At 67.6% G+C, this 11,464-nt stretch carries 10 protein-coding genes; 6 read left to right on the forward strand and 4 right to left on the reverse strand.

Features of this window, described 5'->3' with window-relative positions:
- The first annotated feature begins 50 nt into the window (after positions 1-50).
- Positions 51-962 (forward strand): AraC family transcriptional regulator, encoded by a 912-nt coding sequence (locus tag AC3WT6_RS06085; RefSeq protein ID WP_492652668.1) that lies wholly within the window; start codon positions 51-53, stop codon positions 960-962.
- A 30-nt stretch (positions 963-992) separates the two neighbouring features.
- On the opposite strand, the gene AC3WT6_RS06090 is transcribed toward AC3WT6_RS06085, so the two are convergent.
- Positions 993-1,613: an arylesterase gene (locus AC3WT6_RS06090; protein WP_492652669.1), complete on the reverse strand. Its 621-nt coding sequence runs from the start codon at positions 1,611-1,613 to the stop codon at positions 993-995.
- Between AC3WT6_RS06090 and AC3WT6_RS06095 the strand changes: the two genes are divergently transcribed.
- The 5 genes from AC3WT6_RS06095 (at position 1,612) to AC3WT6_RS06115 (ending at position 8,413) form a co-directional block, all read left to right on the forward strand.
- The gene (locus AC3WT6_RS06095; RefSeq protein WP_492652670.1) at positions 1,612-2,289 is read left to right on the forward strand and encodes an ABC transporter ATP-binding protein; all 678 of its coding nucleotides are present in this window, start codon (positions 1,612-1,614) and stop codon (positions 2,287-2,289) included. The two genes, AC3WT6_RS06090 and AC3WT6_RS06095, sit on opposite strands and share 2 nt — an antisense overlap.
- 92 nt (positions 2,290-2,381) lie before the next feature.
- Positions 2,382-3,341 carry a hypothetical protein gene (locus AC3WT6_RS06100; protein ID WP_492652671.1) on the forward strand — a complete coding sequence of 320 codons (960 nt, stop codon included), beginning with the start codon at positions 2,382-2,384 and terminating at the stop codon, positions 3,339-3,341.
- Positions 3,342-3,804: 463 nt separating this feature from the next.
- A complete protein-coding gene (locus tag AC3WT6_RS06105; RefSeq protein WP_492652672.1) occupies positions 3,805-6,276 on the forward strand; it encodes an ABC transporter permease in 2,472 nt (823 codons plus the stop codon).
- 105 nt (positions 6,277-6,381) lie between these two features.
- Entirely contained in the window at positions 6,382-7,365 is a 984-nt protein-coding gene (locus tag AC3WT6_RS06110; protein WP_492652673.1) for a malate dehydrogenase, read from the forward strand.
- A gap of 73 nt (positions 7,366-7,438) precedes the next feature.
- Entirely contained in the window at positions 7,439-8,413 is a 975-nt protein-coding gene (locus AC3WT6_RS06115) for a magnesium transporter CorA family protein (protein ID WP_492652674.1), read from the forward strand.
- 203 nt (positions 8,414-8,616) lie between these two features.
- Here AC3WT6_RS06115 and rsmB read toward each other — a convergent pair whose 3' ends face one another.
- Genes rsmB through def form a run of 3 tightly spaced genes read right to left on the reverse strand, consistent with a single transcriptional unit; the run spans position 8,617 to position 11,403 of the window.
- Complete coding sequence (rsmB, locus tag AC3WT6_RS06120; protein WP_492652675.1) at positions 8,617-9,930, reverse strand: 16S rRNA (cytosine(967)-C(5))-methyltransferase RsmB; 1,314 nt, start codon at positions 9,928-9,930, stop codon at positions 8,617-8,619.
- 11 nt (positions 9,931-9,941) lie between these two features.
- Positions 9,942-10,868: a methionyl-tRNA formyltransferase gene (gene fmt, locus AC3WT6_RS06125; protein WP_492652676.1), complete on the reverse strand. Its 927-nt coding sequence runs from the start codon at positions 10,866-10,868 to the stop codon at positions 9,942-9,944.
- 25 nt (positions 10,869-10,893) lie between these two features.
- Positions 10,894-11,403, reverse strand: a complete 510-nt coding sequence (def, locus tag AC3WT6_RS06130) for a peptide deformylase (protein WP_492652677.1) — start codon at positions 11,401-11,403, stop codon at positions 10,894-10,896.
- Between the last annotated feature and the right edge of the window lie 61 nt (positions 11,404-11,464).

Consider the following 11,464-nt stretch of genomic DNA (forward strand, 5'->3'; position numbering starts at 1 on the left):
CACCGTAGGCGAGGGTGGCGAGCGGCTGAACGGGTAGGAATCCTGAAGATATGTCCATGAGTCCAGAAGACGACCTGCTGTCCTCGGTGCTGTCGGCCTACCAGCTGCGGGCCGGGGTGTACGGCCATCCCCGGTTCTGCGGCGCCTGGCAGCACAGTACGGCCGGGATGCGGCGTGGCGCCTTTCACCTGATAGGCGAAGGCCAATGCTGGCTGCACCACCGCGGCGGGGCGGAGCCGGTGGCGATGCAGGCAGGCGATCTGGTGGTGCTGCCGCACGACGACTGGCACATGCTCTCCGCCGCGCCCCAGCTACAGGGAGAGGAGCCTCTGCCGGGGCAGGGTGGGCAGGGGCCGTACACGACTATGGTGTGCGGATATTTCCAGTTCGAGCTGGGCGAGAAGAACCCTGTGCTTGAAGCCCTGCCGGGGTTGATCCACATCCGCCGCGAAGACGGCGGCAGGCCGCTGGCCGCCCTGGCGGAACTGATGCTGGCGGAGTCCGGCGGCGAGGCCATCGGCACCCGCACGGTGCTCGACAAGCTGGCGGACACCTTGTTCGTGATGGTGGTGCGCCACCACATCCTGCGGCTCGCCAACCGGCGTGGTGTGCTAGCCGCGCTGGCGGACGCCAGGCTGCGTCCGGCGCTGGGCGCCATGCACCGCGAGCCGGGGGCCGACTGGACCCTGGAGTCGCTGGCTAGACTCGCCAACATGTCGCGAAGTGCGTTCGCCACGCACTTTCTGGCGGTTGTCGGCGCTACGCCCATCGACTATCTCACCCGCTGGCGCATGACCCAGGCCGAGCTGGCGCTGCGCAACCCCAGGATGTCGGTCGCCGCGATCGCCGAGCAGATGGGCTATGACAACGAGGCCTCGTTCCGCAAGGCGTTCAAGCGCGTGCACGGCGTCGGCCCTGGCGCGATCCGCCGCTGGGTGCGGGAGAAGTTTGGCGGCGTCTAGAACCCCCGCGCGCGCCGCGTCTGCGCCGGATCAGCGTCGCAACAGCGGCTTGAGCGTCGGCCAGACCGCGTCCAGCAGGCCGGGCTGGGCGGCGGCGTTGGGGTGGATGCCGTCGTCCTGGAACTGCTTGGGATCGGCGGCGATGGCGGCGAGAAAGAACGGCACCAGCGGCGTCTTCAGTGCCCGCGCGGTGTCGCCGAATGCGCGCGCGAAGCTCTCGGTGTAAGCAGGGCCGTAGTTGGAGGGGATACGCATCTCGAACAGCACCGGTGTAGCGCCGGCGGCGCGGCTCAAGCCCACCAGCTTTTCCAGATTGCCGCGCAGCGCCTTCACCGGCTGAGCGCGCAGGCCGTCGTTGGCGCCGAGTTCGATCAGAACTATTTGCGGCCGCTGCGCCTCCAAGGCGGCGGGCAGTCGGCTCAGACCGCCGGCGCTGGTGTCGCCGGAAATCGAGGCGTTCACCACCCGGTGCGGATAGCCTTGAGTCTTCAGCCGCCGCTCCAATAGAGAGACCCAGCCGGATTCGCGCGGCAGGCCGTAGCCGGCCGAGAGCGAGTCGCCCAGCACCAGGATCACCGGCGGCGTCGCCGGCTTGGCGGCTGCCAGCGCCGAGTACAGACACAGCAGCACTACCGAGAAGAAACGAGTCATGACATCGGCCATCGAGGCGAAGGGGCTGGTCAAGCGGGTGACCAGCGGCGAGGGAGCGGAAGCACTGACCATCCTGTCGGGGCTGGAGTTGCAGATTCAAGCCGGCGAGAGTGTCGCCATCGTCGGCAGCAGCGGGTCCGGCAAGACTACGCTGCTGTCTCTGCTGGCCGGGCTGGACACGCCCAGCGCCGGCTCGATCCGCCTCGATGGCCAGACCCTGGAGGACAAGAGCGAGGACGCCCGCGCCGCGCTGCGCGCCGGCAGGGTCGGCTTCGTGTTCCAGTCCTTCCAGCTGCTCGCCGGCTTCACCGCGCTGGAAAACGTGATGCTGCCGGCCGAGCTGGCCGGCCGTCGCAATGCCCGCGAGCTTGCCGTCGCCGCGCTGGAATCGGTGGGCCTGGGTGCGCGGCTCAGTCATTACCCGCAGCAGCTTTCCGGAGGCGAGCAGCAGCGGGTGGCGCTGGCGCGCGCCTTCGCCGCCGAGCCGAAGATCCTGTTCGCCGACGAGCCCACCGGCAATCTCGACACCGCCACCGGCGCGCGGATCATCGACCTGCTGTTCGCGCTCAACCGCGAGCGCGGCGCGACGTTGGTGCTGGTCACCCACGACGCGCAGCTGGCCGCCCGTTGCGGCCGCACTCTGCGGTTGGTTGGGGGGCGGCTTTTGGCAAATTGAGGTTATCCGCCAACTCTTCCCTGGCTCTTTTGGGCCGGCTTAATATCGGCATTGAAGGAAGTTCAAAGACCATACGAAAAAGGGGAAAAGTCATGCGCCAATTCCGGACCGGCCTCGTCGCCGGTGTCGCCTTTCTGTTAGTCGGCTGCGTAACGGCTCCGATCGCAGAGCCCGTTGATTACTACGCTGGCATTGCCCGGCAGCTCAGTGAGAAGCCGCCTCTTCTCATCGTAAGTGGTTGCTCTTTGCGTGATGAGGTGGGCGACGATTACTTTCTGGTAGAAGCAGCGCAAAAACGCAGCGCGGACATGAGTGATGCGTTGGTCAAGTACCTTGCCAACTATGGCCTTCCACCCAAGGCTGCTCCGACAACCATGATGTGTGCTGGCTATGAGCCTGGCGAGGCGGAGTCCCTGCGTTTTATCCCTAGCAAGGATCGCGAGTCCGAGTTGGAGGAGGGCCGGTTCCCGAAGATTTTCACCCCTGGGGCGGTGACTAACGTGCAAGACGCCGAGACCCTGCATGTGCTCTTCAAAGAGGTCTATCACATGCCTTCTTCGATGATCACTAAGGACGGTGATACGCCGCCGGTAGTTTCGCTGGACCTTTCGCCAGAAAAGATTCAGGACCTTCGACAGCACTTCGGAGCTGACTACCTTTGGCTGGTTGCTGGCGACTCGCTCGAAGTGTCGGGGGGTAAGGTTGTTGGAACGGCTGTGCTAACTGCGGTTCTGACCCTGGGTACCGTGGCTAGCGTCCCTACCGGAGGTGCATCCAACATGGCTGCGCTGGTGGATCTCCGTGAAGGAAAGATTCTCTGGAAGAAGTTCCAGGGAGGGCTGGGTGGCGTTGCCAGTGCCACCACGACATACAGTGGGAGTAGCACGCCGACTACCATGTATACGCCGAGTTCGGTTGCACCGGCGCCCAGTTCCGCTGTTTCAGGCTGGGCACAGAATCTGTTGGCACCTTTGCTGGCTCCGGGAGTTGGACTAGCCGGGCAGAGCTTGGGCAGCATGCCGGCTGCGCCTACCGCCGTAGCGCAACCCTGAGTCTTCCTGTTTCGTCCCGCCCGCCTGTCACTGGTTTCGGGGGTTGCCGCCCATAACTGTCTGGCGGAGTTGCCGATGTTGCTGAGCTTCGGTTGAGGAGGTGCAGCTAGAAGCTTGTTAAGGATGCCGTTGAGAAAATTCAGTAGCTGATCACCACCGAGCAACCGCGAGATATCAACATCGCCGATGTTTGGCCCCAGGTTTGCACCGCAGCACCAGTGTTATGTTGAGAATCCCAGCGGCGGGAGCATCGACGCGATGTAGTTGTGGAGGATGTCCAACCGAGGCTGTTTCCGGGGGGGATAGCGGCGCTCACAAGCGCCGCAACCTGTACCGCAATAAAAATGCGTTAGCCGATGCTTTGAACAGGTCGGCTAGTGGATCTGCTGGCTTTTCTACAACTGCCTCGTAGCCGCCTACCCTCGTAGTAACGTCCTAGCTGGTGACAAATTCTGTGCTTCGCATGAACAAAGTCCTTGCTCACGCCTTGCGCAGCCTGTTGCGCGGCTGGCGCTCCGGTCGCTTGCTGATTCTCGGCTTCGCCATTGCCCTGGCGGTGGCCTCGGTTGGCAGCGTCGGCCTGTTCACCGAGCGGGTGCGGCTGGCGCTGGAGCGGCAGAGCGGCGAGGCCCTGGGTGCCGATGCCCTGCTCGGCAGCCGCGACCCGCTGCCGGCGGCCTTGCGCGCGCAGCTCGAAGCCCTGGGCCTGCGCACGGCGGCGGTCACCGTGTTCCCCAGTGTCGCGGTGGCGGGTGACTACACCAGCCTGGTGTCGGTGAAGGCGGTCGAAGCCGGTTATCCCTTGCGCGGCGAGTTGCGCATTGCCCGCGAAGCCTTCGGCGCTCCACAGCCGGCGTCCGGCGTGCCACCGCGCGGCGAGGCCTGGGTGGATCTGCGGGTGTTGCAGGAGCTGGGCATCGATCCGGGAGCGTCGCTGCAACTCGGGCGGCTGCAACTCAAGGCCAGTGCGCTGATCGCCTTCGAGCCGGATCGTGGCGGTGGCTTCTCCGATCTCGCACCGCGGCTGATGATCAATGCCGAAGATCTTCCCGAATCCGGCCTGCTGACCCTCGGCAGCCGCGCCAGCTACAACCTGCTGCTGGCCGGCAGCGCCGAGCAGATCGCCGCTGCCCAGCAGATCGAATTGGCGCCGACGCAGAAATTCGAGACCCCGCGCGATGCCCGGCGCGAGCTCAGCTCGGCGCTGGATCGCGCCGGCCTCTTCCTCGACATCGCCGGCCTCGCCGCCGCGTTGCTGGCGGCGGCAGCGGTCGCTCTGACCGCCCGCGGCCACGGCGCTTCGCTGCGCGACGAGGTGGCGCTGCTCAAGACCCTGGGCGCGCGCCGCCGCTTCCTGTTGCAGAGCCTGAGTCTGCAATTGCTGCTGCTGGGCCTGGTCGCCGGGCTGGTCGGTGCCCTGGTGGCACTGCTCGGGCAGGCGGTGATCGGCGCCCTGCTCAGCGAGGCGATGAAGGTGGAGCTGCCGGCACCGCCGCTGGCGCCACTGCTGTCCGCCTATGTACTGGGACTGGTGATGCTGCTTGGCTTCGCGCTGCCGCCGGTGCTGGCGGCGGTGCGCACGCCGCCCCTGCGGGTGCTGGCGCGCGAGCTGAGCGCCGGGCCCAGCCGCTGGGTGCCGGTGCTGGCGCTGCTGGCGGTGGTCGGCCTGCTGCTCTGGCAGACCGGCGCGCCGGATCTCGCTGGCATCGTCCTGGTCGGCGCCGCGCTGGCCTGCGGGGCGCTGGCGCTGCTGGCCTGGCTGATGGTGCGGGCGCTGGCGCCGTTGCGCCGGCGCGGTGGCTCGGCCTGGCGTTTTGGCCTGGCCAACGTCGCGCGCAGGCAGGCGGCGACGGTGGGGCAGGTGGTGGCCCTGGGCCTGGCGCTGCTGGCCCTGCTGCTGATCTCGGTGGTGCGCCAGGACCTGCTGGAGAGCTGGCGCGACAAGCTGCCGGCGGACATCCCCAACCAGTTCCTGATCAACATCCAGAGCGAGCAGGTGGAGCCGCTCAAGGCCTTTTTCCGTGAACGCGGTTTCGGCGAACTGGTGTTGTGGCCGATGGCGCGCGGCCGGCTGGTGGCGCTCAACGGACAGCCGGTCAGCGAGGAATCCTTCGACGACCCCGAGACCCGGCGCTGGATCAACCGCGAATTCAATCTGAGCTGGACCGATCACTTCGGGGCCGACAACGAGCTGCTCAGCGGCGAGTGGTGGGACGCCTCCGCGCAGGGCCAGCCCTGGCTGTCGGCCGACGACTACGCGGTGAAGCGGCTCAAGCTCAAGCTCGGCGATACCCTCGGGCTCGACATCGCCGGCCAGATCTACACGCTGACGGTAAAAAACACCCGCAAGGTCAGTTGGGACAGCTTCAAGCCCAACTTCTTCCTGGTCACCCCGCCCGGCACGCTCGAGGCGGCGCCGCGCCAGTGGCTGACCAGCTTCCGCCTGGAGCCGCAGCAGCGCGCGGTGCTCTCCGAGCTGGTGCGGACGTTCCCCAATGTCACTGCACTCGACCTGGAGGCGGCAATCCAGCAGGTGCGCGGCATCGTCGACCGGGTGGTGCGGGCGGTGGAATTCGTCTTCCTGTTCGCGCTGCTCGCCGGCCTGCTGGTGCTGCTGGCGGCGATCGACGGCACCCGCGGTGAGCGGGCGCGCGAAACCGCCCTGCTGCGCGCGCTAGGCGCGCGCTCCTCGACCCTGCTGGCCGGCCTGCTGGCCGAGTACGCCCTGCTCGGCCTGCTGGCCGGCCTGGTGGCGGCCGCGGCCGCCCAGGGCGTGGCCTGGGGTCTGGCCGCCGGAGTCTTCGATATCCCCTACGGCCCCAGGCCGCTGCTCTGGCTGCTGGGTGCGCTGGCCGGCACCGCGCTGGTGACGGCGCTGGGCTGGCTGTCGATGCGGCGGGTGCTGCAAACGCCGCCGCGCGCGGTACTTGGTTGAGGGGCTCATCCCAAGGTCGTAGCGGCGGCCCGGCCGCGCCGCGCCGATCTGGCTAAAATGTGCGCCCTTTCGCGCAGCACTCGTCCAACCCCCATGGGAGCTTTCATGAAAAAGCCCGTCAAGGTCGCCGTCACCGGCGCCGCCGGCCAGATTGCCTACTCGCTCATCTTCCGCATTGCCTCCGGCTCGCTGTTCGGCCCCGATCAGCCGGTGCACCTGCAGTTGCTGGAAGTGCCGGTGCCGGAGGTTCTGGAGAAGCTCAAGGGCACGGTGATGGAGGTCGAGGATTGCGCCTTCCCGCTGGTCAGCGGCATCACCGCCACCGGTGACATGAACGAGGCCTTCAGCGGCACCGACTACGCCTTCCTGGTCGGCGCCCGCCCGCGCGGCCCCGGCATGGAGCGCAAGGATCTGCTGACCGCCAACGGCGGCATCTTCGGTCCCCAGGGCAAGGCCATCGCCGCCAACGCCAGCAAGGACGTGCGCGTGCTGGTGGTCGGCAACCCGGCCAACACCAACGCCCTGATCGCTGCCACCGCCGCCAAGGGTCTGGACCCCAAGCAGTTCCACGCCATGGTGCGCCTGGACCACAACCGCGCGATCAGCCTGCTTTCCGGCAAGACCGGCGTGCACGGCAACAACATCGACAAGATCGTCATCTGGGGCAACCACAGCTCCACCCAGTACCCCGACCTGCACAACACCACCGTCGGCGGCAAGCCGGCGCTGTCGCTGATCGACCAGGCCTGGTACGCCAACGAGTTCATCCCCACCGTGCAGCAGCGCGGCGCCGCCATCATCAAGGCGCGCGGCTTGTCTTCCGCCGCTTCCGCCGCCTCCGCCGCCATCGACCACATGCGCGACTGGGCGCTGGGTTCCAACGGCAAGTGGGTGTCGATGGGCGTGCCCTCCGACGGCAGCTACGGTATCGCCCCGGGCGTGGTCTACGGCTACCCCTGCATTTGCAAGAACGGCCAGTACGAGATCGTCCAGGGTCTGGACGTGAACGAGTTCAGCCGCGGCAAGATGCTGGCCACCGAGACCGAGCTGCGCGAAGAGCGCGCCGCGATCGAGTCGCTGCTGGTCTAAGCAGACGCGCCCCGCGCGGTATCGACCGAGGCGTCGCTCCCCAGCGGCGCCTTTTTTCGTTGCAGAATGGGCGATGCAAATCTTCCTGTTCTCCCGCCAAGGCGAGGTGCCCCAGCGCCTCGACAGCGTCGAAGCCCTGCCTGAGGAGGGCTTCGTCTGGCTGGACTTCACCCGCCACGAGGCCCAGAGCTGGCCGAAGCGGGTCGAGCAGCTGTCCGGCTTCAAGGTGCACGAGGACCACATCGCCGACAGCTACAACGGCGATCACCCGTCGATCTTCGAGGTTACCGAGGACTACGACATGCTGATCTTCCAGGGCCTGGTGCCGGAAGACTGCGAGAGCCATCAGGATCTGATCTTCACCAAGTCCGCCGCCTTCTTCCTCTTCGACCGCCTGCTGGTCAGCGTGCATGCGGAAGACAGCGCCTCTTTCGATCTGGTCAAGCGCAAGTTCTGCGAGACCAAGCTGCGTTTCCCCTCGACTCCGTTCGGCCTGGTACACGTGCTACTCGACACCATGGTCGATCGCTCGCTGCCGGTGGTGAACGAGTTGGAGACTCGCCTGGAGCACTTGCAGGACATGCTGCTGGACCCGAAAAACCCCTTCGAGGATTGGCACGAACTGCTCTCGCAGCGCAAGCAGGCGCACTCGCTGGAACTGCTCTGCGAGCAGAACCGGACGACGCTCGATACCTGGGCGCGGGAGATGCGGGTGGAGCTGACCGACGCCCAGCGGGTGCGGCTCAACGACTTGCGCGAGCACCTGCAGCGCCTGCAGCGCCATGCCGACTCGATCCAGAAAGACATCGAAGTCACCATGCAGCTGCACTTTTCCAGCGTTGCCCACCGCACCAACAAGATCGTGCAGAACCTCACCGTGCTGTCGGCGATCTTCTTCCCGCTCACGCTCATCACCGGTATCTACGGCATGAACTTTGAGCACATGCCGGAGTTGGCCTGGCACTACGGCTATTACGCGGTGCTGGCGGTACTGGTCATGGTCGGCGGCGGCCTGCTGCTCTGGTTCAAGCGCCGGCACTTCTTCTAATACGTGAGGTCGGGCGCTACGCGCCCTGTGAGGTCGTGCCGCTGACGCGGCACTGTGAGGTCGCTCCGGCTGCGCCGTCGCTGTGAGGAAAAGCAGCGGCGCGCCGAAACTGGCTGAGCTTTTCCTCACAGGCCCGCAGGGCCGACCTCACAGCAAGCCGCGCAGCGGCGAGCGCCCTTACAGGGCGCCGCAGGCGCCCGACCTCACGCCTTCTTCACCAGCCGCGCGTAATAGAAGCCGTCGCCATCGAAATCATTGAGCGCGCCGGGGGCGATCCGGCGGCCGACGCTGCGCGCCTCGCCCCAGTTCGCCTCGATCTTCTTCTCATGCGCGTCCGCGGTCTTCACCAGGAAGCTGCGCACCACCTCCTCGCCCTCTTGGCGCAGGATCGAGCAGGTCGCGTAGACCAGCACGCCGCCCGGCGCCAGCGTCGGCCACAGTGCTTCCAGCAGGCGTGTCTGCTGCGCCGCCAGCTTGGGTATGTCCTCGGCCTGGCGCAGCCACTTGATGTCGGGATGGCGGCGGATCACGCCGCTACCGCTGCAGGGTGCGTCAAGCAGGATGCGGTCGAACATCTCGCCGTTCCACCAGCTGGCGGTGTCGGCGGCGTCGGCGGCGAAGCCGACGCAGGACAGGCCCAGCCGCTCCAGGTTCTGACGCACCCGCTGCAGACGCTTGGGGTCCTTGTCGAGCGCGGTGAGATAGAGCTCGTCCTGCCGCTCCAGCGCCTGCGCGGTCTTGCCGCCGGGTGCGGCGCAGGCGTCGAGCACGCGCTGGCGCGGGCGCAGTTCCAGCAGGCTGACCGCCAGCTGCGCCGAGGCGTCCTGCACCGAGACCGCGCCGTCGGCGAAGCCGGGCAGGCGATCCACCGGGCAGGGCTCGTCGAGACGCAGGGCGTCGGGCACCGAGGGCAGGGCGCAGGAGCCGATACCCGCCGCTTCCAGCCGGGCGCCGTAATCGTCGCGCGAGCCCAGCCGGCGATTGACCCGCAGCGTCATCGGCGCCGGCTGGTTGCCGGCCTCCAAGACCGCCTGGTGCTGCTCGCCCCAGTCTCGCCACACCGCCTGCGCCAGCCAGTCGGGATAGGAATGGCGGATCGCCGGATCGGCCGGCAGGCGCTCTTCCAGCGCCGCCGATTCGCGCTGGTAGCGGCGCAGGATGGCGTTGATGAGCCCGCGCGCCTTGGCGATACCGAGAGCTTCCGTGGCGTTCACGGTCTCGCCCACCGCCGCGTGCGCCGGCGTGCCCAGTGTGCGCAGCTGGTGCAGGCCCACCGCCAGCAGGGCGTGGGCGGCACTGGTCGCCGGCAAGGGCTTGTCGAGCAGCTGCGCGATCAGCCAGGACAGCAGCCGGTGCTCGCGCAGCACGCCATAGGCCAGCGTCTTGGCGAAGGCCTGGTCGCGGGCGGGCAGGCTGCTCGGCAGCTTGGTGAAGGCGTCGTCCAGGCTGCTGCCGGACAGCGTCGCCAGCACGGCCTGGACGGCTGCGGCGCGGGCATTTGCGGGAGGGGTGGGCATTTGGATATTCGCTAAAGGAACTGCTGCCCAGACAAATCCCAGGAGCGGAGGAGAGTCGTGGCCGGCTGCGGCTTGCCGCCGGGGCGTTGCAGCTCCCGCACGCCCAGGCAGCCCTCGCCGGTGGCGATCAGCAGGCCACCGGCATCGGCCCCCAGGACGGTGCCGGCGGGCGCGTCAGCTGCGGCGGCCAGCGCCTCGGCGCGGTAGAACTTGATCCGCTCGCCGGCCAGCTCGCTCCAGGCCACCGGCACCGGGTTGTAGCCACGGATGCGGCGGGCGATTTCTTCTGCCGGCAGACTCCAGTCGATGCGCGCCTCGTCCTTGCTCAGCTTGGCGGCGTAGCTGATGCCGGTGCCGGGCTGCGGAATATCGGGCAGCTCGCCGACTGCCAGGCGTCGCAGCGCTTCGACGATCAGGCGCGCACCCAGCGGCATCAGGGCGTCGTGCAGCTCGCCGGCGGTCATTCCGCCGATCGGCAGCGATTCCCAGAGCAGCATCGGGCCGGTGTCGAGGCCGGCGTCCATGCGCATGATGGTCACCCCGGTTTCGGTGTCGCCGGCCAGGATCGCGCGCTGGATCGGTGCGGCGCCGCGCCAGCGTGGCAAGAGGCTGGCGTGGATGTTGAGACAGCCTAGGCGCGGGATGTCGAGCACGCTCTGCGGCAGGATCTGGCCGTAGGCGACCACCACCATGGCGTCCGGCGCCAGCGCGCGCAGGGTTTCCAGGGCATCTGGCTCCTTGCGCAGCGAGGCGGGCTTGTGGACCTGCAGGCCGAGGGCGCTGGCGCGCTGGGCGACCGGCGAGGGGGTCAGCTTCTGGCCGCGTCCGAACGGCCGATCCGGCTGGGTGTAGACGCCGACGATCTGGTGCCCGGCGGCGACCAGGGCATCGAGCGCGGCGACCGAGAACTCCGGAGTGCCTGCAAAGACCAGCCTCACGGGCAGGGCACAGCGGCGCGCCGGCTCATGCCGCGCGACTGGCGAGCTTGTCGCGCTTTTTCTTGTAGCGCTCGCGCTTGAGCGAGGACAGATGGTCGATGTAGAGCTTGCCGTCGAGGTGGTCGATCTCGTGCTGGATGGCCTGCGCCAGCAGACCCTCGGCGAGCAGCTCGTAGGGTTTGCCCTCGGCATCGAGGGCGCGCATGCGCAGCTTGTTGTAGCGGCGCACCTTGTCGCGGTACTCGGGGATCGACAGGCAGCCTTCCTCCATTTCCTGCAGATCCTCGGCGTCGCTGAGCTCGGGATTGATCATCACGATCTTCTGCGCCGGCTGGTCCTTGTCGGCGCAGTCCATCACCGCGATACGCTGGGCGATGCCCACCTGGGTCGCGGCCAGGCCGACGCCGGGGGCGTCGTACATGGTCTCGAACATGTCTTCGAGCAGGCGCTGAAGGGCGGCATCGAAGACGGTGACCGGCTTGGCCTTGATGCGCAGCCGGGGATCGGGGTCGTGAAGGATGGTCAGCAGGGCCATGTCGGTGGCCTCCCAAAAACGGACAACAATTGCGAAAGGGCTTGCAGTTCCCTCCGCAAGC

The sequence above is a fragment of the Stagnimonas sp. FW305-C-60 genome, assembly GCF_058782965.1.